A 24,660-nucleotide genomic window follows, 5' to 3' on the forward strand; every position below is an offset into this window, starting at 1 on the left:
GGAGCAACGCGACGCTAGAACTTGTGTGAATCGCTTAGTTCCAAGCGGAGCGCGGAACTTCCTTTAGCTAAGGTCTAGGCCTAGAGCTTCCAAAAGCTGAAAAGCCGGGCGGTATTCCTAAAATCCGTAAACTCGCTACGCTCAAACAGTACGGATTTTTTAACGGAATACCGCCCGGCTTTTCTCCTGCGGAACGCTTTTTCCGGCAATGGCCGGAGGGTTACGGGAATTGCGAGAAAGTATCGAAAATCTCTCTTGATGTAACTCGCTGGTGTCAGGTGATCTGCGCCAACGCTTCCTTAATTGCAGAATCCGTAACTTCGCGGGTTATCTTTACCTGACCAATGCCTGTCATAAGTACCCAGTTGATTTTACCGCTCTCCATCTTCTTATCTCTCTGTAAGTAACTCATAAGTGCTTGGGGCGAATAGCCGGGAGCTTTAAGCGGCAAACCCATGCGGCTGAGCAATTGCTGTAAAATCTCTACATCCTCGTGCTTACATACCCCCATACCCTTGCTGATAAGTCCGGCAGCATGCATACCGATGGCTACGCCTTCCCCGTGATTATACTCCGAATAACCACCCACAGCTTCAACGGCATGGCCAACAGTATGCCCAAAGTTCAGCAGCATACGCAGTGAACTCTCCCGTTCATCCTGGGCCACAATTTCAGCCTTAAGCTCGCAGCACCGGCCGATAACCGTCGCCAGCACAGCCGGATCGCGAGCCAATAAAGCGGCAGCAGCAGCGGCTAAGTCAGCAAAAAAGTTCTGGTCGGCAATAACACCATATTTTATGACCTCTGCCAGACCGGCTTTTAGTTCCCGCTCAGGCAGTGTTTCCAATGCTGTCGGATCAATAACGACCAGGTTCGGCTGATAAAAAGCACCGATTAAATTTTTCCCCAGCTCATGATTAACGGCAGTTTTGCCGCCAACACTGGAATCAACTTGCGCCAATAAGGTCGTCGGCACTTGGATAAAAGGTACGCCGCGCAAATAAGTAGCCGCCACAAAGCCGGCCAAATCACCGACAACACCGCCGCCCAGAGCAATAATCGGCGATTTACGGTCAAGGCCTTCGCTAATGGCCTCAGTGAACACCGCATTTGCTGTAGTAAGCGATTTTGAACCCTCTCCCGGTTTTACAGTTACCATCGCGACTGTAAAGCCGGCAGCTGTCAGGCTGTCAGTTAAGGTTCCCGCATAGAGCGGACATACGTTTTCATCGGTCACAATAAGGGCTTTATCTCCCAGCGGCAAGCGGCGCATCAGTGCACCCACATGACTGATTCCGCCGGACATTATATGGATGGTATAGCTATGTGCTTCCAGGTTAACTCTTACTTCGGCCACGCAAATAACCTCCTTCCCGCAGCAAGCCAATAATTTTCTCTGTCACTTGGTGGGGCGGCATACAACTGGTATCAATAGTATAGTCGGCCCTCATATAGAGGCTGGCCCGCTCTTGAAACAACCTGGCTACCCGCTCGGCCCGGTCCTCACAATCTAAGAGCGGCCGTACGCCACGGCGGGAGGTTCGTTCCAGAATGGTATCCAGCGAAGCCGTGAGCGAGATAATAATTCCCGTATTTTTAAGTCTGACCATATTCTCCTGCTTAAGCACTACCCCTCCGCCTGTGGCGATAACCGTGTTGGTATAACGCGCAACCCGTGAAATAACCTCCCGTTCTAATTGACGGAAATGGTCTTCGCCATAGAGTTGGAAAATATCACTAATAGCCAGCCCTGTTTCTTTCTCAATTTTTTTGTCAACATCAACAAAGGGACGGTTTAGTCTTCCTGCCAATAACCTCCCGGTGCTGGTCTTACCTGTACCCATAAATCCGATTAGAACTATGTTTTTCACTTGTTCCTCCAAATTAAACATTGCCTATTTAACAATACGTGGGGTAAGGAAAATGACTACTTCTGTATCGTTGTGTGTTTTACTAAAATTTTTAAATAAAGCACCAATTATTGGCAGCCCACTGAAGAAGGGCACAGCCTTTCTCGCTTCACTGTCTGTAGACCCGATTAAACCACCAATTACCATGGTTTCGCCGTCCTTCAGCCGCACTGTAGTCTCAGCCTGACGGGTGGTAATCTTATATTGTTTAATATCTGACACTAAAGTGGGACTACTGACTTCTGTAAGAACCTGTACGGTGATCAGTCCGTCGGTATTAATCCTCGGCGTATAAATCAATTTGATACCGGCATCTATATACTCGGTACTTGTTGTTGTTGTCCCATTTGTTAGTGTTTGCACCTGTACAGGAATACGGTCACCAATAAGGATCTGCGCCTGTTGACCGTTAATCGTGGTAACCTTGGGCCTGGCAAGCACTTTCGCATCGCCGTTGCTTACAAGTGCATTAATCGTTGCCTGGTAATAAAACTCGTAAGGATAGCCTTCCGGATTACGGCCAAATTGAATAATCCCTTTATTATTTTCGCGGGTAACCATAATATTATCATCATCGTCTTTATCCCGCTCTGCATATTGCGGCGTTGCTTCCCATGACCATTCAATTCCTATATTTTTTGTTTTCTCTTTACTGATAGCCAGCACTTCGGCTTCCAGTGATACCTGCTGATAAGGTACATCCAATTCATCCAACAGTTTTTGGACCCTTGCTGCCTCGGTATTGGTGCCAAAAAGAATTAATGAATTTGTTGCATAATCAATAGTCAGCCTGTCTAATGCTGTTGATTCTTCGCTGGATTTTTCGCCGGTAGTGGCGGCAGCACTGCTTTGCTGTGTATTGGCAGTTTTCATAGCTGAACTACCCTCGGTTTGTGTGATTTTCTGTCCTTTTTTCGCCCCAAACAAAATGGAGAGAATTGTGTCTTTAACAGAATCCGGATTGATAAATTTCAGTTTAAAGGTATGTACCGATCCAAACGCGCGGCCGATTTGTTCAGCAACCCCTACCACCATAACATCACCAACTAATTGGTAGGTGAGTCCTTTGGTCTTGCATACCAAATCAAAAGCCGAATCGTACGGGATATTGGTAAGCTGAATGGTGATCGTCCCCTTGACCGAATCATCCAGTATCATGTTTACCTTGCCGACACTCGCCAAAGCCGTAAGGACATCCCGGACTTCCGCATTGCTCACCTGCATGTTGACGGGGGGTTTAGCCGCAGCAACACCTGTTATGCTAAAGGAAAAAAGACATAACACTATAAGTATTGATTTCTTCAGGCAACACATTAAATTCACCTTTCTAAAGTCAAAACTTTTTCGCCCTGCGGGCTCCGCAGAGTGGCCGTGCCTTCCCCAATAGTTACCAGTTGATATATACCGATATATTCCTTAATCAGATAAGAGCGGCTAACACCATCTCTTTTTATTATCGCAACCTGTTGCCCGCCGCCACTCACTGTTCCAGCCAGTTCTAACGAACTTTCCGGCGTTGCAGAGGGTAACGCGGCAGATGCCTGAACACTTGAGTAATTCTTTGCTGACGGTAATGCAACGACCACCGCCGCCGGCTGAAATTCCGGGGGAACGGCAAACGGGTCACGTACCACGGCATGTACCGGATAGCGTGATGGCATTACCGCCCGTGACATTGCCGGTGAACTAATGCTTTGCCGAGAGGAGCCCGGATGAGTACCGGAAAAGGCAGTCCGTCCCGGCAACCAGAAAAAATACCCTGATGCCGCGGCGATAAAACAACAGAAAAGGATCAGCTGGATACTATGCCGCCAGCTTCGCCTGTGCTGCTTGCATTGTGTGCACTGCCCCCGGTTAAGCCTTTCCACAAAGTAACTCCTCTCTTAGTAAAACATCATGACACATAGATAATGAATTTAATCATTAATCCGTATTCTATAATTATTAATGGCCAGCCGCAAATCGTCAATACTGTCACCGCCGAATTTTTCCAACAGACACTGAACCATTACAATAGCCGCCATGGCTTCGGCAACAACCGCGGCCGCGGCAACAGCACACACGTCGCTCCGCTCCGTATTGGCCTTTTCTTCCGATTTATCGGCTATATTCACAGTCGCCAGCGGCTTCATCAGTGTCGGAATTGCCTTCATTACGGCTTTAATAATAATGGCCTCACCATTACTTATACCACCTTCAATACCACCGGCATTATTGGTGCGACGACAATACCCCTGACTGCCCTCATAATATATTTCATCATGTACCTGACTGCCTGACAAATTGGCATAAGCAAACCCTGCCCCGAATTCTACGCCTTTAATGGCTTGAATAGACATAACAGCGGCCGCCAAGCGGGTATCCAATCGCCGGTCCCATTGCACATGACTGCCTAGCCCGGGCATAACCTGAGCAACTACTACTTCAAAGATACCGCCCAGAGAATCGCCTGCCGCCTTGGCTTTCGCAATAGCTTCCAGCATTTCTGCCTCAGTTTGCGCACCACCGATGTTTAAAACTCTGGAAGTTATGGTAATACCAGCCACCGCCAAAAGCTGCTTAGCAACAGCGCCTACCGCAACGCGGGCTGCAGTTTCGCGGGCGCTGGCCCTTTCCAAAATGTCCCGGATGTCTTGCCGCTGGTACTTTAACACCCCAGGCAAATCAGCATGTCCGGGTCTGGGAGCCCGAATGGGTTCTCCCTGCGGCTGGCCAAATACAGCCATCCGCTCTTGCCAGTTATCCCAGTCACGGTTATGAATAAGCATAGTTATCGGACTGCCTAATGTAACGCCAAAACGCACCCCTGAGGTTATTTCGGCTTTATCTTTTTCAATCTTCATCCGGCCGCCGCGACCAAACCCCTGTTGGCGGCGTGCCATATCGGCATTAATTTGATCCAAATCCAAGGCCAAGCCTGCCGGAATCCCTTCAATAATAGCGGTAAGCGCCGGTCCATGCGACTCGCCGGCTGTAAGGAATCTGAACATGAAAACACCCCTGTTTAATTTTTTTTATTTTTTACCGGAGATGACTGAGACGGCTGTTGTGGTACAGGTTCGGAAAAAATGCCGTAGCTGTACACAACTGCTATAAGTTTAACTTCTAATATGCCTTGTTTTGCTTGAAGATGAGCATACGTAAGGTAATTAAACCGCTGAAGCTCACCCATTTTTTTCGTAAATTCAAGCAGATTGGGAAATGATGCTTTGAGCTGGATTTCTATCGGAATCTCCCTGTAGCCATTTCTGTTCACCATGGCCAATGGCTTAATCTCCAAAAGACTTACTTGACTTAGCTTAGCGGCTTGTTCAATTTCTTTTAAAAAACTGCCGATTTCAGGTTTATCAGGCAGTTTTGCAGCCAGTTTGGCAACCTTCGCATCCATATCCCGTACATGTTGTGACGGGTCAGGGTACTTTTGTGCATAGCTTTCAATAGTTTTTATGCGTTGCTGTTCTATTTGACATTGAGCTGCAAGGACATCCATCCGCTTGCCTTGTGGCGCTATTATCCCTAAATAGACCAAGACAATGGCAGTCAGCAACCCTGCCCCGAATAAAATCACCATGTGCTTACTGTCTAAGTTGACCAGCCAGCCTGTCACAACTATATCCCCTTAATTTTCACAGTCATTTCAAAGGTAGTATACAAATACTCAGCCTCTTGTTCGGCCTTAAGCAGAACAGGTTCGCCCAAAAGTTCATCCCGTTCCAGTTGGGTAATAAAATTGGCCAAATCAGGGTAGGTTGCCGCGTTGCCTTTTACCAGCAACACCTGCTGCTCCCCGGCACTTAGTTCGGAAAGCCATATTTGCGGCGGCGTTATCACGCCAAAATGCACTATGATGGCATTCCACGAAGTCTGTTCAGCCGTTATGTTAAGCAGAACTGCATGTTTTTCATTAATCAGACGTTGTTTATCTATGACTAATTGCATTTTTTCCTGGGTTGGACGTAACAGCTCATATTGCTGGCTCAAAGCTGCCAATTGCTGTTCCAATGCCCATATTTTATAAGTGTTAAAAATGATTATTCCCAAAACCAAAGTGGTAAAGACTCCGCCGGTAACCAGTGCCAGCTTTTTCAAAGGCCATTTTGGGCGTCTCCTGGCAGGCGGCAGCAGATTAATAGTTAACATCCATTCCTCCGTGCAAAGCAAGGCCAATCGCAACCGCCAGCTGTGGCGCCAAGCCATGCAAATACTCTCTATCCAGCGAAGCAGCCGGAGTTAACACGCTGAGCGGGTTATGCCGCAGCACCTGAATGTCCCCTAATTGCGCAACTAAATATTCCGGCAGATTATCCAGCTTTGCTCCACCGCCGGTAAGATAGATTCTATCAAGTACAGTTTCCCGGTTTTGTGCCTGATAATACTCGACCGTACGCTCTACTTCACGCCCAAGTTCACTGGCAAGCAATTGGAGATGCTGGTGCACCATAGACAATTCGCCTTTGAAATCATGGCACTTCAACATGCCGGTCTGTTGTTTCAAGCGTTCAGCCTCTGGATATTCAAGCCCTGTTGTCTGCATAATGACTTCGGTAAACTTGCGGCCGCCGATCGGAACAAGTCTGGTAACTGCCGGACTTTCACCCTGAAAAACACTAATTTGAGAAACAGTGGTGCCAATATCAATAACCATGGCATTTTTCACGTCATGCAATGTTCGAAATACAGCCAATGGTTCAATATCGATGGCTAACAGTTTGCACCCAGCCGCTGCCAACGCGGCAGCTAAGGTGTTAACAAGCTCATGAGGTGCTGCCACCAGCAGCACCTTGAGCTCTGATTCATCTTTTCCCGGCCCAATTACGGCAAAGTCATAATAATAACTGTCAGGCTCGTAGGGTACATACTTTTCCATATCCCACCTGACGGCCGCTTTAAGTTCTTCCTTAGTCATAACCGGAAAAATGATTTCCCGGACAAATACTGCTCTGCCGGCTACTGCTACAACCACATCCCGGGAGTAAATTCCACTGGTGGCCAACAGTCGGCGAATACTATCTGCCAGTGCCTCGTGCTCAAGTACATACCCGTCCTCTACCGCATGTTCAGGCAAATCAATCAAACCTGCGGCTTTAAGTACCGGGTGTCCGCTATGTAAAGATAGCTCCGCCGCCTTAACCTGTCCGGTGCCAATATCAATACCTACAATATTTTGGGATTGCCCTACAAACCAGTGAACCAGATGTTTTTTAATCCTTTTTAGATTCATGACGCGGCTGGCTGGACACAATCTGAATAGCCTGACTAATAGCAGTAAGAATATCAACATTAAATTGCTGTTCCAGTGATTTTGCCTTGCTAAACGTTTCCCCCTGTGCACTCACAACATAATGAGGCGGCAAAAGGTTCAAAGCCAGGGCAGCAGTGTCAAAACGGCATTTTTCACATCTGCAGGCATGTTTATGGCTTTCAATGACTTCATCAATCTGTTGCCAAACTAAGTCTTCCATAAAGTTTTTAAGTTCCACAAATATCCCTCCCACTGTTTAATAGTTGCTATACGAATCTATAGATAAGCCGGACGTACTTGCAGCATGTGGCGTAACCTGAAGTATTACTTGCCGTTTAGCGGCTGTTTTCCCACTGCCAACTGTCCCGGTTGAAGTAATAATGCGTGTTGTCCCCGAGCCTGTTACCTTGACAGTATAGCTGCCCGCTGTAGGAGTTCCCTCATTTTTAATGGCAGAAGTCTTGGTAACCCCTGGAGGAATTCCGGTTTTTGCCACAAAATCAGTCTCTGTTTTTAATTTGACAATAGCCCACTGAACTCCTGCTTCAGCGAGATATTGAGCAGCAACTCCATTGCAATAATCTTTGCTTATATCCACTTCGGTCGAACTAAGTGAGATAAAGGCTCCGCCTAAGCCTAAAAGTAAGGTCATGACAATGATTGCCATCAGCGTAACCGAACCGCGTTCCGGCGATAAGCGCCGCGTAAACAGCAAGAGCATCACCTCTGTTTCTTTCATCCTGACAGAAAGTGTATAACTTTCTTAAAAACAGGATCAACATCGGCTTCCACTGTCGCCAAAGGCTTGGCGCAAGCCGTGTTTTCTTTATCAAATAAGCGTGATATTGCTTCAGATAGAGTTGAAGCTCCACCTGAAGCAATTCTTACTTTGGCATTATCACTTAAAGGTCTGCGTCAAACTGGTAACTGCCGAATAAAGTACGAAACTATGCCCGGTAACAGTATCCTTTGCTTCCACCGTTATGGTTATCGTATCAGGATTGCTGGAATCAGGCTGCCTAAACAGGGCTTGATTATCCGGGTTAAGAATAATGTAGTTCGCCCCTTTAACATTCTCACCAGTCACCGGCTGCGAAACAACTTGCGGAATGATACCGGTCTTATATAATTTATGGTCGGCTGTACTGACATGATAGCGGTAGGTATTGCCATACTGGCCTGATTTTATATTACGGTAGGTAATAGATCTGCCATCGTTCCCCAGTTGATAATTATCACCATAACGTAAATCCCTAACCATACTATCAACCGCAAAACGGGCTGTCTGCTGCACCTCAGACCGGCTGATGCCGGACTTCCAGGAAACAAGCGAAGTAGACAGAAGCCCAAAAATTCCGGACAATAATACTACTGTCAGCATAAGTCCAAGCATCAATTCGATCAAAGTCATTCCCCGTTGCCCTGTCATGCTGTTTTGCATTTAACATCTCTCCAAATACTCCAAGTAAAACCGGCAACTGCAATAATTATGGAATGCAGGAGTAAAAAGTGGTTAGTTGTACCTGACGCGCTTGTCCCTGCCTGGTCCATGAAACCACCACCACCACTTCGACAAGGCGGCTGTCATCAATACTGACAAAAGCCGTAGTTGCAACCGAGTAAGGACCTGTTGCCGCTGCCGTTCCCTGCCACGCAATGCTGGCCGGCAAGGCTAGATTTTTCCAATAGGTATCTGACCGCAGCTTTAACAGTTCCAGCTGTTTTTGCGCTAAATTGACAGCCGCCGTATATTCCGCAGCGCCATTGGCAGCTTTGGTGGACTGGAGGAACATACCTGTAACTGCTAATAAAACTATGCTGGTAAGCATCATTCCCACCACTACCTCAGCCATAATAAAGCCGTTTTGCCGCCTTAGTCCAGACATTCACTCCACCCCGTCACAACGGTTACTCGATACGTATCCGCCCCACAGAATCAATGATCACTTGTTTGCTCAAGCCGGTTATCTTCCTGCTGTTTACGCTAATGGTCGTCCCCATACCGTGGGGCAAAACCGGAAGTCCGTTTACATTAAAAGATACAACAGCATTAACTACAAAAACACTGGCCGGCAGCCTAACAGATTTTACACTGTGACCACTCACCATCACACTGTATTGATAAGGCTCGGCCGAAGCAAAAACCATCCTGGGGATAGCTTCGCCGCCGCTATTAACTGTCAATTGCTGCATCCAGCGCAAATCGGCCGCCAATTGCCTTGACGCACTATCCATTTCCCGTCTGGCTGTCGAATCTCCCAGTTTCGGGACAGCTAATGCGGTCACCAACGCAAGGATGGCAAGCACCATCAGCATTTCTATAAAAGTAAAGCCGCTTTGACCAGACGGCTTTAGACAAATTTTCTTCTTTATGGCAAAAATTGAAAATACCATTGGATAACCTCAACTCCGTATAAAGCACTAATAAAACCGGCAATAGCAATAAAAGGGGCAAAGGGAATAAAATCTTTGCGGGTTTTCAGTTTGAACAGCAAGAGCAAGGCGCTGCTTAGACCGCCCAGGACAAAAGCTAAAAATAAGGTCAGCATGATGGGTTCTAACCCCAGCCATAAACCAAGAGCTGCAACAAGCTTGATATCCCCATCGCCCATACCGCCGCGCGTAATTAGGGCGAGAAAAAGTAAGACTCCCCCGCCGGTAACAGCAGCAAGAAGCATATCCCCAATAAGGGGATAACCGGTATATAGCTTGGCAACAACACCGGCTCCGGCAAACCAGACAAGCACTTTATCCAAAATAAGCTGATGATCATAGTCAATGAAGGCAATAATGACCAGAAATGAAGTAAACAGCAGAGCTGTAACCAGTTCAATCCCTGCGCCAAAACACAAGAAACACCAAAGGAATAATAATCCGGTAAGCAACTCAACCAGCGCATAGCGTGACGAATAGGGCTTGCCGCAATAACGGCATTTGCCGCCTAAAAGCAGATAGCTCATTATAGGAATTAAATCCCGAGCTGTAAGCGGGGTGTTGCATTGAAGACAATGCGAAGGCGAAGTAACTACAGACTCGTTTTGCGGTAAGCGATAGATACAAACATTGAGAAAGCTGCCGATAACAGAACCAATAAAAAACATGAACATACTTAACAACTAAAATACCCCTATCAACCCATATAGTTAAGCAGCTGATTATTCTGCTGCACAATACAGCTATAGTCCTAACAACCGCTTATGATTTTTCGCTCCAGTCGGCATAATACGACTTGGCTGTAGCTTCCACAGTCGCAAACGCACGTCCACCATCAATACCATAAATAACTTTCTTGTCCTGGTACTTAAAGCTTTGTTCGCCGCTCTTCACTGTTGAGATAAAATAAGGCGATAAGGTAGCAATATCTGTGGCAAATACGCCTGTGGCAGCATAGTGCTGGGCAATTGCGCTGTCAATACTCCGCAAATCAGCCTGAATTCTCGCCTTGGTTGCACTGTCGGTAGCACTGGTAAATTTAGGAACGGCAATGGCAGCCAAAATCCCGATAATGGCGATCACTACCAGTAATTCAACTAAAGTAAAGCCTTTTTGACTTTTTATATTGTTTCTGCTGTTCATAAGCATTGCTTCAACCCTCTGTTAATTATAAGATTGGTTAAAATTAGTAAGCACATCAAATATCGGCAGCATCACCGAAATCACAATAAACCCAATAATTATCCCCACAATTCCAATCAATACCGGCTCCAGCATACTACTCAGCCTGCTAACCATATCCTCAACATCACTATCATAAAAATCGGCGATCTTCTCTAACATCTTATCCAATTCGCCTGTTTCTTCCCCAACGGCTACCATCTGCACCACCATAGGGGTAAACACGTTACTAGCCCTTAGTGGCATTGCCAGCCCCATTCCCTCACGAATACTAGCCTGAGCCACAGTCAATGCTCTTGTCATACTAAGATTGCCTGAGCTCTTTTTCACAACTTCAATGGCGGTGATAATGGGTACCCCACCCCGTACCAAAGTTGACAGAGTACGGCTAAAACGGGCAATTGCCACCTTACGCCATAACAGGCCAAATACCGGCAAAACAAACAGTAATTGATCCAGCACCAGCCGGTATTGCGGCTGCCGCGCCAATATGATTACCCCTATGGCTGACAACAGCAGTGCCGCTGTCAGCCATAGGCCATAATCGGTGAGCAAACTGCTGATTTTCAGTAATCCTTGCGTCGCCAGCGGTATTTCAGCCTGCATATCTTCAAATAATTTCATAAAGGGAGGCAAAACAAAGGTCAGAATAAAGCTAACAGTTACTAACGCAATACCTACAACCACTGCCGGATAAACCATCGCCGATTTGACCCGTTCATTAAGTTTATGCTCTTGTTCGAAGTGAATTGCCAGCCTGCTTAGCATCTCGTCAAGCACACCGCCAACTTCCCCGGCTTCCACCATATTAATCATAATATCAGGGAAAATAGTGGCATACCCGGCCATAGCCCTGGACAGAGTTTCACCTGCTTGTACCTTTTTATAAATGACTTTTAGGGCAGCTTTGAGTTTAGGATTGTGGGCCTGTTCAATCATGATACTGAGACAGGCTAATAAGGACAGCCCGGCATCCACCATTGTCGAAAACTGGCGACAAAAAACGGCTAAATCTTTTATAGTAACCAACTGCAGTTTATCTAACGTCGCACCAATAGCGGATGCTGATTTCTGTACTTTGATTTGGGTGACAAAATAGCCTTTATCCCGGATATAGGCAGCTACTGCCGCCTCGTTTTCGGCCATAACGCTGCCTGTCAACACCTGACCGGTTCGGGCTTTGGCCTTATAGCTATATGTTTTTATCACTGCTAAATACACCTCTATGTTTAGCGAATATACATTTAACCATTTGCCAAACGGATAAAGGTCTCCTGATCTATAGCCCGTGCGAGAGCTTCCTCATAAGTTACGATACCCCTGCGATACAAATCACGCAGTGACATATCCATAGCCTGCATCCCGCTTTTAGCTCCGGTCTGGATAACCGATATAAGCTGGTGGGTTTTGCCTTCACGGATAATATTGCGCACCGCCGGTGTCGCCACCAAGACCTCCATGGCGGCTGTCCGCCCGGAAGCATCACGGTTGGGCACTAGCTGCTGCGCCACAATCCCCTGCAATGTGAGTGACAACTGAATCCTGATTTGCTGCTGCTGGTAAGGAGGGAAAACGTCAATAATGCGGTCAATGCTCTGGGCAGCATCACCGGTATGTAAAGTAGCCAGCACCAAATGTCCGGTTTCAGCGGCTGTCAGCGCAGTGCCAATGGTCTCCGCATCACGCAACTCACCTACCAGGATAACATCCGGGTCTTCCCGCAATGCTGACCGGAGAGCACTTACAAACGACCGGGTGTCTACATGAATTTGGCGTTGGTTAATAATACTTTTTTTATGGTTATGCAAATATTCAATAGGGTCTTCCAAGGTAATGATATGACAAGCCCGCTCGGTGTTAATTAGATTAAGCATAGCGGCTAAGGTAGTTGACTTGCCGCTGCCGGTAGGCCCGACGGCAAGCACCAGCCCCCGTGGTTTTCGCGCCAGGGTTTTGAGCACTTCCGGGTGGCCAAGCTGCTCTAAACTGGGTACCAGCTCGCTCACCACGCGAATGGCAACCGCCAGGGAACCACGCTGTTTAAAAACATTGACCCGAAAACGGCTCAAACCAGCGATACTATAGGCGAAATCAATCTCTCCCAAAGCTTGAAGCTTGTCTTGCTGTTCCTGAGTGGTAATCTCCCTAACCATGAATTCAGTATCTTTAGTTTCGAGTTTTGGATACCGGGTGCCTTGCAAACTGCCTCCTACTCTAAAAATGGGGGAAATCCCTACCGTAAGATGAATATCTGAGGCCTGAGCCAATACTGCTGCTTCCAGCAGACTATCTATATGTTTCATGTTTTTCCCTCTACTCCTGGCCCGAGTAAGCAACCCGCATAACCTCGGACACGGTAGTAAGTCCGTTGAATGCTTTGACAATACCATCCAGGCACATGGGTTTCATACCTTCCGTGGCTGCAATACTTCCTAAAATATTGCTCGATACCCGCCGGTTGATGGCCTCGCGCACCGCCGGACTGACAGCCATCACTTCATGGATGGCCATACGTCCAAGATAGCCGGTATGGCTGCAGCGCGGGCAACCAACACCCCGGTACAAGCCAGGCCTGTCTTTAAAACCATTTGTCAGCAGGAAATGCCACTCCGGCGACTCAGCTGCCGGTGTATATTGTTGTTTGCAATCCGGACAAATTATCCGCACCAGCCGCTGGGCAACTATCCCCAGTACTGCGGAAGCCACTAAAAAGGGTTCCAGCCCCATATCGATTAACCGTATCACTGCTCCCGGCGCATCATTGGTATGCAATGTACTAAATACCAGATGACCGGTAAGCGCTGCCCTGACAGCAATATCGGCAGTCTCCCTGTCCCGTATTTCACCAACCATAATCACATTAGGGTCCTGTCGCAAAATCGACCGTAAACCATTAGAAAAGGTTAATCCCGCCTTATAATTTACCTGCACCTGGTTAATACCATCTAAGCGATATTCAACAGGATCTTCCACCGTAATCACATTTTTGCCGGGGGTACTAATCTCAGTAAGAGTCGAATATAAGGTGGTGGTTTTACCTGCCCCGGTAGGACCGGTCGTGAGGATCATGCCATGAGATTGAGAATATAGTTTACGGTATACTGTTAAATTCGCGGCGGCAAAGCCCAGTCCATTAACATCCAAAATAACAGTCTGTTTATCCAGTATCCGTAATACAATTTTTTCACCGCTGATTGTGGGCAAAGTTGATACCCTAAGGTCAATCTCACGCCCAAACTCCTGCACCTTTATCCGTCCGTCCTGTGGCAGCCTTTTTTCCGCAATATCCATTTCACTCATAATTTTAATCCGCGAGATAATGGCAGCATGAGTATGTCGCGGGAAAGTAACAACTTCTCTTAGTACGCCGTCCATTCTGAACCGCACTCTCAGCAACTTGTCCTGCGGTTCAATATGGATATCGCTGGCCCGTTCTTTAATAGCCTGGCTGATAATGGAATTGACGATACTCACCACCGGTGCATCGTCGGTTAATTGAAGTTCAGCAGCAGTGGTGCTAGTACCGGCTGCGTCTGTTTTAAGCTTGCTGACAGCCTTCTCAACCAAATCCTGCACACCATAGGACCGCCGGATGGCCCACATAATCTCACGTTCGGCAGCAATTACCGGTTCGATGTCGCAGCCTGACGCCATCCGTACATCATCAATGGCAAAAAAATTAGTGGGATCAACCATGGCCAAGGTTAATGTACGCCCCTCTTTCTTTATGGGAATAACCTGATAGCGTTCAGCCAAAGCGACAGGTATCGTTGAAGCAATTTCGCGCGAGATTTCCATCGCGCCAATAGTAACATACGGTACACCCAGTTGAAACTCCAGTATTTCAGTCATCTTTGTTTCGGTAATATAGTCTAAAGCAATAAGCACTTTTCTTAGAGGTTCACCTGTCTTTTTTTGCACGCTTACTGCTTTATTCAGTTGTTCGTGACTGAGAATTCCAGCTTCAAGTAATACATTGCCCAACCGTTTACAATTATTCAACATTTGTTTATCTCCACCCAAAAATAATTAAACGGCTTGTACCGAAGTTTGAGCGAAAGCGAAAGGAAGCGAGTTCAGAGGAAAAAAAAGCAACCGGCACAGCAAAACATAGCTATTTTGCATGATCGGTTGCATTACTTGCGTTGTTGAATAAGTAATAAAATATAGCTTCAAACTTCATAATCTTTATATTATTTTTATGAAGGATGAATTAGAGAGTATTTTTATATAGTTCGTACATAAATAAAGAATTCCTGCCCCAATAATGGTGTTTTTATAAAAAAAATCCATTATTGGGTATTATTTACTTAATTTCGACAGCAGCACCTGCTGCATAATATCACGTGGAGCAGAGCAGCCAGTCCAGAGTTCAAATGCCAACGCCCCCTGCTCAGCAAGCATGCCTTCCCCCCCGACCACAGTGTGGCCATGTCGCACCGCCTCGGCCATAAAAGCGGTTGTCAGCGGGTTGTAAACCAGATCTGAGATAACGGCTGACGGCCTTAGCAGTTCCCAGGGCAGAGGTGGCTGGCTGGCTATATTGGGATACATCCCCAGAGGTGTGGTATTAACAACAATATCGGCTTTAGACAGCGCGGCGGTAAAATCCCGGCTATCCCACCCGGTGCCGTACACAGGCGTATTTATTGGCAGCAGCTTTACAATACCGTCAACTTTCCCTAGGTCCCGGGCACTAATAGCTACTGACGCAGCATGATTGGTGATAAACCCGGCGGCTACCGCCCGCGCCGCGCCGCCTGCCCCTAAAATAACGACATGCTTTCCGGTCACAGCAACACCTGCCAGTTTGAGGGAGCTGATATAACCGCCGGCATCGGTGTTGTGACCTATCAGGCGACCTTCCTTACTAACGATGGTATTAACAGCGCCAACCAACCTGGCACTGTTGTCTATTTCATCTAAATAATCCATGACAGCGATTTTATGGGGGATAGTGACATTGATACCTGCAAATCCCAGCGCTTTAACTCCGGTTACCGCCTGAGAGAGCAGTTCCGGCGGAACTGCAAGCGGCAGATACACGTAATCCAGACCGCTGGCAGCAAACGCAGCATTATGCATAGCCGGAGACAGCGAATGGCTGAGCGGCCAGCCCAACAAGCCAACTTTTTGAGTTGTGGCGGTTATATTCATAAAACAGTTCTCCTTTACATACCAGCCTATAGTCAGTATCAAACGGCACGCCTGAAGCTAAGTCGCCCTTATCCAGGGCTTAGCCGCTCGCCTGTGCCCGTAGGGGTATAACTCCCCCTTGCAGAAGCTGGAAGTCTTAGAGCGGGTTAGCCGTCAGATATATCTCAGGATAAGCGTCCGGCAGATTTTAACAAACGGACGGCCAGCTTTTCCAACTGGCGGGTAAATTTCGTGCCAATAAACTCTTGAGCTGCCAGCGGTTTAACCCAAATAGTAAACATACCTAAGCGATTACCGCCTAATATGTCGGTAAACAATTGATCACCAACTACGGCAATTGACGCCGGACTCAATTCCATAACCCGCGCGGCCTGGCGAAATCCTGTCCGGGAAGGTTTTAACGCCCGGGCGACAAAAGGCACTTCACACTGTGCCGCAATTTGTCTTACCCGCCGGTTTCCGTTGTTTGACACCAGGCACAGTTTAAAATCCCGGTTAACCAAATCGGTAAGCCATCCCAACACTTCCGGACAAATTTCCGAGCTATTCCAGGGAATTATAGTGTTGTCAAGGTCGAAAACGATGCCACGGATACCCTGTTTTTTGAGTTTTTCCAGATTAATGTCATATAAGGTGTTTACCACCAAACAAGGTGCTAATAACTTAAGCAAATTTCCCCTCCTCAGCCAATAGTATTATAGGTTGGTAGCAGCCCGACGCCAAGGTCGGGCATTACTAACAGCATTTATGGAAAAATCGGTATTGGCTGCCGTACAATTACCATAAATTATATCATGGCAAAAGTAAAAACAAAAGGAATTGCCACACAGGCGCTTACAATGACGGCCAAAGTCTGGTCATTGTAAGCGCAGTGCGGCAATCTTATTTGGGTGGGTTTCCATCCACCGACAAAGTCTTACCCAATTTGTTAATCGCATGTTTTTCTATTCTACTGACATAACTGCGGGATATCCCTAAAATTTTAGCAATATCCCGCTGTGTCTTCCGACTGCCATCAGGTATACCAAACCGCATTTCAAGTACCCATTTTTCTCTCGCTGTCAGTCGGCGAATCTCCCGCGTCAACCGTTCTTGCTCACATAGACTTTCGACTGCTTCGCCCACAACATCCGGAGCTGTGCCAAGCACATCAATCAGTGTTATTTCATTAACATCTGGTATTTATCTGTTTCATAGTTCAAGTTCGTCCGGCTGAGTATCTAATTACGCTTTCGGCTTGGGAACATGCTGTTCTAGCTCTTCGATAATATCTGGCAGCTGAAGCAATAGTTCCTCTATTTCCTTTAATTCTTCTTCACTTAATACAATATCGTCCGTACCGCCCATCACTAACCCTCCCGCACAAAATAAAAATACCAGATTGCGTTTAATGCAACCTGGCAATCATAGATGTAACTCATCCTTAGACCCACGGCTTTGCGTCCCTTCCTTTAAGAAGGTTTGCCCATTATTCTTTTTTTAATTATTTTTATACATCTATTGCCAAAATCCTGCTAAGATGGATAAAAAAGAGTAAATATTTTCCCATTTCTGCAGACATATCACATATCCACTGCCTACTGCAAAAAAGAGAGTTAAAAACCGCTGACCCGGTCCTTACAACCGACAACACTACTGAAGCGTAGACGGCCGGTATGCATAGCGGCGCAGCGTTGTCTGACGGCTCATCTGTTAGATTTAAAAAACCGCCCTTGCGGACGGCTTACCAGTTATAATCATTCATGAAATCAGGAAAATCTTCAGCTTTACTTAATTCTGTTAATTTCTGCCTCGCCTCAGCAAGCGTAGTTCCGATTCTTGTTGATTCTCCGGTTTTATTAATCAACAGAATCTCGCCGTTGCCAATTACTACCTGCTCCAAATCATCTTGGCTTGTCCAAAAATATTGAGACTCCATAATAACCTCCCCTTTTACCATTTACATGTACATCTTTCGGCAAAAAGGATTTAATTCCTGCTGCCAAGCAAGTCCATAGGAACGGTTAATTGCTCATTTTTTGCTATTCCCAATTAAATTCCATAGTTACCGCCAGTTCACCGGCTTCAGGCTGAACACTAAAATACGAGCAATGGGAAAGTATCTTGCGTAATGATCGGAGCTGTTTGGGAGAATCCCCTGCTATTTTAGGAACTCGAACAATAACAAGTGCCTTATTATTGAAATTCTCGACAACAGTAATATTATTCGATACAAGTTTTATAGCAGTTAATATACGGATAAATGTTTCTCTTCTCATAGACAGCCCCCCTTAAGATGACTTTATGTAAATTATATCATGATTAAATGAAAATTGCATGAATTTATTACTGTAAAAAATTGCGGCATATATTTATACCCTTGTTTAGGCATGAAAAAAGAGCCCGAAGGCTTTAATTATTTAATTTTATTCTTTAGCATTTGTTGATATTCATTGAGCAGCACATCCAGCATCTGGCTTGCCCGAACAACTTCCATATCTGTTAGTGATTTTTCTTTCGCGATTTCATGCAACTTATCACGCATTTTCTCAATCATTACTTGCAGTTCAATTAATTCTTTCATGATTATTGCCCTTTCACCCCCTGGATAATTACAGTCTTCCCAGGAACGAAAGCATCTATTTGCATAAATTTAATATCGCTAATGTTTGGTATGCCGGCAACTGATTTACCTCCGGTTTGCTGCTTCGATTTCTTCGCCCAGGTATCATTCCCGCTTGTCCGGATTGCTATCAGCCGATTACTCGGCTTTGAACAGTGTAGTAAGCCTGTGTTGAAGGATTGCAGTTAAATCAACACCCAAATTCAGTTTCAGCCTTTCATCAACAGGCAGCGAATTCCAGGCGGCCCAGGCGGCGAAGTGGAATTGGCGAAGGATTATCTCTTTTTCCTCCTCCTTCATGGGCGGCGGAGCTACTATGTGAACCGTGGTTTTACCTAATTTATAAGTAACGGCATATTTCTTTCCCACGCGATCACCTCATTTATATATATGCCGGTGACCGGTATGGACGGCCCTGCTAACTGCCAAAATTCACCTCTCCGGTCGCAGGAAGGTTATAAAGTTCTTCCCCGGTCCGTTTGGCAGTCATCAATAGTCCAATGTTGCTTACAGACAATATTTTTCACCTCATATATTGTCTGCGAGCAACATATAAAGTAAAATCAACATAGCGGGATACTATGCTGTGGCTAGATGTAATACCAGAAGTAATAGAAAGCTGAAACATTTATTCTTTATGTGACAAAGGACACAGTACTAATCCCACAGGCTGTGTTTTTGTTGATTATGTAGAATTAATCATATTGGAGGAGTCATTATGTCAAAAACCTTTGAATTTCGTGGTACCGGGTTTGGTTACCTCTGGCTGGTAATATGGACTTCAATTGTATCAGTCATTACCCTGGGACTATACTTCCCTTGGGCTTATTCCGCTCAACAGAGATGGATTGCCGATAATACTTACGTGAATGGACGGCAGCTACTGTTTACCGGTACCGGAATCCAATTTCTGGGCCACTGGCTGTTGATCATGGTATTAACCTTTATAACGTTTGGGCTGTACGTGCCTTGGGCTTACTGCCAATTAAAACGCTGGGAAACAGAGAATACCTGCTTTGCCGACGAGGTAACCACACAAAGTGGTTCACCAACAGTCATTAATCATTAGAAATAGTTACCAAACCGGTTGATATGAGCACAGGTTGCAAAATGAAACTTCGAGGAGGTATGTAATATGCGCCAATATAAAGTGATAGAAGTAAAGAAAAAAGGATTTCTGGGAACCTCACGGCTTGATGGCGGACGGCTGGAGGAAATTCTGAATGAACATGCCCGCAATGGCTGGATTTTTGATAAACACATTTCCGGAGAAACTCTGGTTCTTGATAAAGATACTATTATGCTTGTTTTTTATAAAGACGCCTAACTATTCGACGGAAACCTGTATATTACCCTCAGAGGTGATACTATGAGGCCACCACACACTTGTCAGGACTTAGAGCCAGCCGCCTTTTACCTCCGCAAATCGCGCGAAGACAGCGAAGCCGAAGCCCGGGGCGAGGGTGAGACACTGGCTAAACATAAACGGGACTTATTCAGACTGGCTAAAGACTACAACGTAACTATCGCACATGTTTTCGAAGAAATAGTATCTGGAGAAAGTGTCGTTAACCGTCCGGAGATGATGCAGCTTCTTAAGGAAGTTGCCGAGGGAAAATGGCGCTCTGTATTCTGTATGGAAGTTGACCGCCTGGGGCGTGGCGACATGGAAGATCAGGGATTCATTCTTAAAACCTTCAAGAACGCCAATACGCTCATCGTAACACCGCGCAAGATTTATGACCTTAATGATGAATTTGATGAAGAATACACCGAATTCGAAGCCTTTATGGCACGCAAGGAATTGAAGATTATCACCCGGCGTCTGCAAGGCGGCAGGGTGCGTTCGGTGCAGGATGGCAATTATATCGGCGCCAGACCGCCATATGGCTATCAAATTGAGAAAACCAACCGTGAGAGAATATTAATACCTCACCCAGACCAGGCTCCCGTAGTAAAGCTCATTTTTGAATTATATACTCATGATGACCCTAATGTCAGAATGGGCAGCAACAAGATTGCTGCTGAACTTAACCGGCTAGGCAAGCCTACCTATAGCGGCAAACCCTGGGAGGCCTCTACTGTTCTCTTTATCCTGAAAAACGAAGTCTATATCGGCCGGCTGCAATGGAAAAAGAAAGAGGAAAAAAAGTCAAAAACTCCGGGCAAAAAAGAGGACGTTAGAACACGCCCCCGTTCGGAGTGGATTGACGTTGAAGGCAAACACAAACCGCTTGTGGCCAAAGAGATTTTCAGCAAAGCACAGGCAATCCTAAAAGGTAAATATCATGTCCCCTATCGGCAAGTCAACGGTATTACCAACCCACTGGCCGGACTTGTTAAATGCGCAATATGCGGTGGAGCCATGGTATACAGGCCATACTCCCACCAGCAGTACCCCCATATCATCTGCTATAACAAGCAATGCCCGAATAAGAGCAGCCGCTTTGAGTATGTGGAAACCAGCGTGCTGAATGGCCTTGAATATTGGCTGGAGAAATACCGGGCTCAATGGGTGCGCAACAAGCCTGTCGAACAAAAAGATAATGCAATAAGTATTAAGAAAAAGCTATTGCAGCATCTTAACAAGGAGCACAAAGAGTTAGAGCTGCAAAAAGATCGTCTCCACGATTTTCTGGAAAGAAATATCTATGATGAAGCTACCTACCGGGACAGGTCTCAGAAACTTTCCGAACGGATTCTGGAAACGGAAAAGACCATAGCCGACACCGAGACTGCTATCAAGCACGAAATAGCAAGAGAACAAGCCAATAAAGATATTATTCCGAAATTTGAAAAGGTCCTTGTCGTTTATAAAAAGACAAAGGACCCGGCGGTTAAAAATCAATTGTTAAAAACTGTATTAGCATATGCCACTTACCGCAAAGAAAAGCACCAAAATGGCGACAGTTTTATTCTGGAGCTGCATCCCATTTTACCCAGGTAATGCGCAGCTGTGATTGCTTAAACAGATAAACAGTCAGTGTTATTTCATTTCCTTCCTTATCAACCCCGATCGGGTCATACAAACTAACTTCACTGCGTATGCGGCGGGTACTTCTTAAATGCATGAGTATTTCATTCTCAATGCATCTGGCTGCATAGGTAGCCAACCTGATCTTCTTGGCAGGGTCAAATGTGTTAATGGCTTTAATAAGACCTATCGTGCCGATGGAAATGAGATCATCAACATCTTCGCCAGTGTTATCAAACTTCTTGACAATGTGTGCCACTAATCTCAGATTGCGTTCAATTAGTACGTTTCGGGCCTCTTCCTCCCCGTTCTTTAACCGCTGCAAATAAATACGTTCATCTTTCTCCGACAGCGGCAAAGGGAAAGTATTGTTAGCTATATAAGAGACGAGCAGGGTGATGCCTTTAATTACCGAAGCTGCTAATACCGTAATAAACGTAAGAGCCATTCAGTCATTCACCCCCAAAAAATCTGTCGATTAAATTCTATGGAGTAGACAAGATGAATGTGCCTGGCAATAAAAAATATTTATATACCACTTGCGCCGGCAGCGCAGGTGGCATATAATCGATAAGAAATGTATGCCGTTCGGGAGGAGCGTGGTTTCGCATGGAGCGTTATATTGCTGATATTGGTGTATTCTTTGCCGGCACGCTGGTAGTACTATACATGATGTGGGACAGGCTGTTTCCTGAGGAGTAGGTAACAGCCATTAATCGAACTGAAAGGCGAGATGGCAGTGCAGCCATCTCGCCTTTTTCACTTGGTTCATTTAGCCATAGACTGAGTGCAGGCCGGCATTGTTTCAACCTGGATGGTGTTCATTGCTTCGGTAAGCACTTCGCTAATCACTTTGCTTATTTTCATTACCTTAGACAGCGGCGTACTCTGCAAATCAAGGTAACCTATCTGGCTTTGCGCATTCACCACACCAATAATTGATATATCACCAACAGTAGGCAGCCGGTTGCCGACAGCAATGCCTGCAGCCAATCCGCCTTGCCAAACTTCAATATTGCCGATCTCATGGCTTTTCCCCAGGCAAGCGTCAATGGCAATAATAAGCGGATGATGAAACCGATGCTTAATAATATTAAGCATTTCGACGAAATTACCGGCGTGAACAGGCTGCTCCAATGTACCATACACATGGCATTCGGTGTATTCTTCCAGATAGGTTCCGATTAGCGGCCCCAAAGCATCACCGGTATAGCGGTCAGAGCCAATGCACAGTACCACCAACGGCCGTAAGTGTATCCCTTCCTGACACTTTAATAGCATTATCAGATGGTCATATAGTTTTTCCCGGCTATTGGAATCATGCAGATTAACGGTTAGCTTATTCAGAACATGTTTTGCCATTATCCCTCTCCTTTTAGCTGTCCTCTTTAATCTGTATGCCCCCCTGCCTTAGTTTATGTTTAATATTGACCAGTAGTCTGCCAAGTCTAAAGCCGTAGGATGAATTGCGCGAGATTTTTCGTCCAGCAAGACGAAGGAGCCGCACATATCGGACATATGTAAGGTGACGCTAAAGTAAACACGGTTTGTGCCGAGCGATAGTGACAGCAGAAATCGATGTTGCCCTTATGTCCCCGTGGACCAACGAAGCTGGGCGGGAAATCTCGCGATAAGAACACTGCGGATTTGGGCTTGGTGGACTACTAACTAATAAGCGGCAGCTCTTGATATTCAGGCAGAGTCACTGCCCGGGCCAGCGCATGGGTAACAAATTCAACATGTTCTTTAAAATCGACCTCCATGGCGGCTGCGCTGACTGTAATGGTCTCACGGTTTACCGCACGGGCAAAAGCCTTGTCTTTCATTTTCTTCATAACCGATTTTAGTTCCAGATTTCCTAAGCTCTTATCCGGGCGCACCAAAGCACAGGCAATGATAAAGCCGGTCAGTTCGTCAACTGCCAGCAGCGTTTTTTGCAACAAGGTGCGCTCCGGCTGCCAGTCACGGGCATGGGCTTCAACATCGGTGATAAACTGACTGTTATACCCGGCTGCCGAGAGTAATTCCCGGGCATGATGGGGATGATCATCCGGGAATTTTTCAAAATCAACATCATGCAGTAGCCCTACAGCTCCCCAGTATTCAACATCTTCACCAAATTTAGCTGCATAGGCCCGCATCGCAATTTCAACCGCCAGGCAATGCTTTAGCAGAACCTCACTATGTACATGCTGACGCAAAAGCTGCCAAGCCTGTTGTCTGTTGTAGTCCATGTAATAATCCTCCTAAATTATGTATAGTAATTTAATCCGATTATACCAAATTTGTTAAATACATTACAAGTTGATTATCTGGCTATGGGACTCTGTCCGCTGCCAATAACGGTGAAGCTGACGGTAAATGGCCGTTGCCAGATAGCACAAAATTGCGGTAATAATGATGGAACCGCCTGGTGCAATATCCAGGTAAAATGCTGCCGTCAGACCGCACCCTACGGACAATACAGCTAACAGAATTGCCCAGCCCAGCGTAGCCTTAAAGCCTTTCCCCAATTGTTCCGCTGCCGCTACCGGCACAATCATCAAAGCACTCACCATAAGAATCCCTACCACCATCATACCGGTAACAACAGTAATGGCCGTAACTATACTTAATGCCATATTCACCGCACCGGTATGAATGCCCGCAACTTTGGCCACGTCTTCATCAAAAGCAACCAAAGTAAGTTTGTTAAAATGGCTAAATACCACTCCCAAAACAACAATGCCACACCCGCTAATCACCAGAACGTCTTGCCAGGATACTGTAAGGATACTGCCGAACAGAAATCCCAGCAAACTGGCGCTGGGTATCCGGGTAATAGTACTAAAAATTATCGCTAATGCTATTCCCGCATAGAAAAAAATAGCCAACGCAGTATCTGCCATTTGGGTGCGGTGGCGCCGTACAAGCTCAATGCCGACAGCCCCGGCAACGGTTAATGTAAATGCTCCTATCGCCGGGTAAATACCTGCCAGATAACCACCTGTTACTCCGGCAAAAGCAATATGTCCTAACCCGTCACCAATCAGCGACTGCCGGCGTACCACAATAAACATCCCCAAAACCGGGCAAATGACAGCCGTTATAAACCCGGCTAAAAAAGCCCGCTGCATAAAGTCGTATTGCAATATTTCCAAATTAAATCCCCCCACTTGTT

33 protein-coding genes and 1 riboswitch are annotated in these 24,660 nt (G+C 46.2%); of the genes, 3 read left to right on the forward strand and 30 right to left on the reverse strand.

Going from position 1 to position 24,660, the window contains the following annotated elements; all coding sequences use genetic code 11:
• Positions 1-274: 274 nt before the first annotated feature.
• The 26 genes from aroB to GT1_RS01985 all read right to left on the reverse strand — a co-directional run bounded on the left by aroB (position 275) and on the right by GT1_RS01985 (position 18,895).
• Positions 275-1,357 (reverse strand): 3-dehydroquinate synthase, encoded by a 1,083-nt coding sequence (aroB, locus tag GT1_RS01865; RefSeq protein WP_188396960.1) that lies wholly within the window; start codon positions 1,355-1,357, stop codon positions 275-277.
• Complete coding sequence (locus GT1_RS01870) at positions 1,338-1,871, reverse strand: shikimate kinase (RefSeq protein ID WP_075754796.1); 534 nt, start codon at positions 1,869-1,871, stop codon at positions 1,338-1,340. The genes aroB and GT1_RS01870 overlap by 20 nt, the downstream gene beginning before the upstream one ends.
• Before the next feature lie 24 nt (positions 1,872-1,895).
• Positions 1,896-3,134, reverse strand: a complete 1,239-nt coding sequence (locus GT1_RS01875) for a type II secretion system protein GspD (RefSeq protein ID WP_223225996.1) — start codon at positions 3,132-3,134, stop codon at positions 1,896-1,898.
• Positions 3,135-3,229: 95 nt separating this feature from the next.
• A complete protein-coding gene (locus GT1_RS01880) occupies positions 3,230-3,778 on the reverse strand; it encodes a hypothetical protein (protein ID WP_188396963.1) in 549 nt (182 codons plus the stop codon).
• 48 nt (positions 3,779-3,826) lie between these two features.
• A complete protein-coding gene (locus GT1_RS01885; RefSeq protein WP_188396965.1) occupies positions 3,827-4,900 on the reverse strand; it encodes a chorismate synthase in 1,074 nt (357 codons plus the stop codon).
• Between the two features lie 14 nt (positions 4,901-4,914).
• Entirely contained in the window at positions 4,915-5,517 is a 603-nt protein-coding gene (locus GT1_RS01890) for a type 4a pilus biogenesis protein PilO (protein WP_188396967.1), read from the reverse strand.
• A gap of 2 nt (positions 5,518-5,519) precedes the next feature.
• Positions 5,520-6,050: a PilN domain-containing protein gene (locus GT1_RS01895; RefSeq protein ID WP_188396969.1), complete on the reverse strand. Its 531-nt coding sequence runs from the start codon at positions 6,048-6,050 to the stop codon at positions 5,520-5,522.
• Positions 6,037-7,131, reverse strand: a complete 1,095-nt coding sequence (gene pilM, locus GT1_RS01900) for a type IV pilus assembly protein PilM (RefSeq protein ID WP_188396971.1) — start codon at positions 7,129-7,131, stop codon at positions 6,037-6,039. Before pilM ends, GT1_RS01895 begins: the two co-directional genes overlap by 14 nt.
• Positions 7,112-7,390: a late competence development ComFB family protein gene (locus GT1_RS01905; RefSeq protein ID WP_188396973.1), complete on the reverse strand. Its 279-nt coding sequence runs from the start codon at positions 7,388-7,390 to the stop codon at positions 7,112-7,114. Before GT1_RS01905 ends, pilM begins: the two co-directional genes overlap by 20 nt.
• 18 nt (positions 7,391-7,408) lie before the next feature.
• Positions 7,409-7,891, reverse strand: a complete 483-nt coding sequence (locus tag GT1_RS01910; protein WP_188396975.1) for a hypothetical protein — start codon at positions 7,889-7,891, stop codon at positions 7,409-7,411.
• Between the two features lie 159 nt (positions 7,892-8,050).
• Entirely contained in the window at positions 8,051-8,593 is a 543-nt protein-coding gene (locus GT1_RS01915) for a PilW family protein (protein ID WP_188396977.1), read from the reverse strand.
• Between the two features lie 46 nt (positions 8,594-8,639).
• The gene (locus tag GT1_RS01920) at positions 8,640-9,038 is read right to left on the reverse strand and encodes a type II secretion system protein (protein WP_188396979.1); all 399 of its coding nucleotides are present in this window, start codon (positions 9,036-9,038) and stop codon (positions 8,640-8,642) included.
• 22 nt (positions 9,039-9,060) lie between these two features.
• The gene (locus GT1_RS01925) at positions 9,061-9,546 is read right to left on the reverse strand and encodes a prepilin-type N-terminal cleavage/methylation domain-containing protein (RefSeq protein WP_188396982.1); all 486 of its coding nucleotides are present in this window, start codon (positions 9,544-9,546) and stop codon (positions 9,061-9,063) included.
• Complete coding sequence (locus tag GT1_RS01930; RefSeq protein ID WP_188396984.1) at positions 9,522-10,259, reverse strand: A24 family peptidase; 738 nt, start codon at positions 10,257-10,259, stop codon at positions 9,522-9,524. The genes GT1_RS01925 and GT1_RS01930 overlap by 25 nt, the downstream gene beginning before the upstream one ends.
• A gap of 88 nt (positions 10,260-10,347) precedes the next feature.
• Positions 10,348-10,734 (reverse strand): type II secretion system protein, encoded by a 387-nt coding sequence (locus tag GT1_RS22625; protein WP_304626260.1) that lies wholly within the window; start codon positions 10,732-10,734, stop codon positions 10,348-10,350.
• Positions 10,735-10,749: 15 nt separating this feature from the next.
• Entirely contained in the window at positions 10,750-11,976 is a 1,227-nt protein-coding gene (locus GT1_RS01940; RefSeq protein WP_188396986.1) for a type II secretion system F family protein, read from the reverse strand.
• A 35-nt stretch (positions 11,977-12,011) separates the two neighbouring features.
• Positions 12,012-13,070 (reverse strand): type IV pilus twitching motility protein PilT, encoded by a 1,059-nt coding sequence (locus GT1_RS01945; protein ID WP_188396988.1) that lies wholly within the window; start codon positions 13,068-13,070, stop codon positions 12,012-12,014.
• A gap of 10 nt (positions 13,071-13,080) precedes the next feature.
• Positions 13,081-14,772 carry a GspE/PulE family protein gene (locus GT1_RS01950; RefSeq protein ID WP_188396990.1) on the reverse strand — a complete coding sequence of 564 codons (1,692 nt, stop codon included), beginning with the start codon at positions 14,770-14,772 and terminating at the stop codon, positions 13,081-13,083.
• A 297-nt stretch (positions 14,773-15,069) separates the two neighbouring features.
• Complete coding sequence (locus GT1_RS01955; protein WP_188396992.1) at positions 15,070-15,924, reverse strand: shikimate dehydrogenase; 855 nt, start codon at positions 15,922-15,924, stop codon at positions 15,070-15,072.
• Between the two features lie 164 nt (positions 15,925-16,088).
• A complete protein-coding gene (locus tag GT1_RS01960) occupies positions 16,089-16,595 on the reverse strand; it encodes a YqeG family HAD IIIA-type phosphatase (protein ID WP_188396993.1) in 507 nt (168 codons plus the stop codon).
• Positions 16,596-16,806: 211 nt separating this feature from the next.
• Entirely contained in the window at positions 16,807-17,073 is a 267-nt protein-coding gene (locus GT1_RS01965) for a sigma factor-like helix-turn-helix DNA-binding protein (protein ID WP_223225997.1), read from the reverse strand.
• A 75-nt stretch (positions 17,074-17,148) separates the two neighbouring features.
• Positions 17,149-17,271 (reverse strand): hypothetical protein, encoded by a 123-nt coding sequence (locus tag GT1_RS22480; RefSeq protein ID WP_255430388.1) that lies wholly within the window; start codon positions 17,269-17,271, stop codon positions 17,149-17,151.
• 41 nt (positions 17,272-17,312) lie between these two features.
• Positions 17,313-17,400, reverse strand: a riboswitch (cyclic di-GMP riboswitch).
• Positions 17,401-17,647: 247 nt separating this feature from the next.
• On the reverse strand, positions 17,648-17,863 hold the full coding sequence (locus GT1_RS01970) for a hypothetical protein (RefSeq protein WP_223225998.1): 216 nt from the start codon (positions 17,861-17,863) through the stop codon (positions 17,648-17,650).
• An 82-nt stretch (positions 17,864-17,945) separates the two neighbouring features.
• The gene (locus GT1_RS01975) at positions 17,946-18,182 is read right to left on the reverse strand and encodes a hypothetical protein (RefSeq protein ID WP_075754762.1); all 237 of its coding nucleotides are present in this window, start codon (positions 18,180-18,182) and stop codon (positions 17,946-17,948) included.
• Positions 18,183-18,319: 137 nt separating this feature from the next.
• The gene (locus tag GT1_RS01980; RefSeq protein ID WP_188396998.1) at positions 18,320-18,487 is read right to left on the reverse strand and encodes an aspartyl-phosphate phosphatase Spo0E family protein; all 168 of its coding nucleotides are present in this window, start codon (positions 18,485-18,487) and stop codon (positions 18,320-18,322) included.
• Between the two features lie 177 nt (positions 18,488-18,664).
• The gene (locus GT1_RS01985; RefSeq protein ID WP_188397546.1) at positions 18,665-18,895 is read right to left on the reverse strand and encodes a hypothetical protein; all 231 of its coding nucleotides are present in this window, start codon (positions 18,893-18,895) and stop codon (positions 18,665-18,667) included.
• Between the two features lie 349 nt (positions 18,896-19,244).
• Here GT1_RS01985 and GT1_RS01990 point away from each other — a divergent pair, with 349 nt between their 5' ends.
• The 3 genes from GT1_RS01990 (at position 19,245) to GT1_RS02000 (ending at position 21,473) form a co-directional block, all read left to right on the forward strand.
• The gene (locus GT1_RS01990; RefSeq protein WP_188396999.1) at positions 19,245-19,595 is read left to right on the forward strand and encodes a DUF898 family protein; all 351 of its coding nucleotides are present in this window, start codon (positions 19,245-19,247) and stop codon (positions 19,593-19,595) included.
• A gap of 66 nt (positions 19,596-19,661) precedes the next feature.
• Positions 19,662-19,853 (forward strand): DUF4177 domain-containing protein, encoded by a 192-nt coding sequence (locus GT1_RS01995; RefSeq protein WP_188397001.1) that lies wholly within the window; start codon positions 19,662-19,664, stop codon positions 19,851-19,853.
• Between the two features lie 42 nt (positions 19,854-19,895).
• Positions 19,896-21,473 (forward strand): recombinase family protein, encoded by a 1,578-nt coding sequence (locus tag GT1_RS02000; protein ID WP_188397003.1) that lies wholly within the window; start codon positions 19,896-19,898, stop codon positions 21,471-21,473.
• On the opposite strand, the gene GT1_RS02005 is transcribed toward GT1_RS02000, so the two are convergent.
• The 4 genes from GT1_RS02005 to GT1_RS02020 all read right to left on the reverse strand — a co-directional run bounded on the left by GT1_RS02005 (position 21,439) and on the right by GT1_RS02020 (position 24,640).
• Positions 21,439-21,948 carry a sigma-70 family RNA polymerase sigma factor gene (locus GT1_RS02005; protein WP_188397005.1) on the reverse strand — a complete coding sequence of 170 codons (510 nt, stop codon included), beginning with the start codon at positions 21,946-21,948 and terminating at the stop codon, positions 21,439-21,441. The two genes, GT1_RS02000 and GT1_RS02005, sit on opposite strands and share 35 nt — an antisense overlap.
• 320 nt (positions 21,949-22,268) lie before the next feature.
• Positions 22,269-22,862 carry a spore protease YyaC gene (yyaC, locus tag GT1_RS02010; RefSeq protein WP_075754746.1) on the reverse strand — a complete coding sequence of 198 codons (594 nt, stop codon included), beginning with the start codon at positions 22,860-22,862 and terminating at the stop codon, positions 22,269-22,271.
• A 302-nt stretch (positions 22,863-23,164) separates the two neighbouring features.
• Complete coding sequence (locus tag GT1_RS02015; protein ID WP_188397007.1) at positions 23,165-23,734, reverse strand: HD domain-containing protein; 570 nt, start codon at positions 23,732-23,734, stop codon at positions 23,165-23,167.
• A 63-nt stretch (positions 23,735-23,797) separates the two neighbouring features.
• A complete protein-coding gene (locus tag GT1_RS02020) occupies positions 23,798-24,640 on the reverse strand; it encodes a metal ABC transporter permease (protein ID WP_188397009.1) in 843 nt (280 codons plus the stop codon).
• Between the last annotated feature and the right edge of the window lie 20 nt (positions 24,641-24,660).

The sequence above is a fragment of the Sporomusa sp. GT1 genome, assembly GCF_014634905.1.
Taxonomy (GTDB): domain Bacteria; phylum Bacillota; class Negativicutes; order Sporomusales; family Sporomusaceae; genus Sporomusa; species Sporomusa sphaeroides.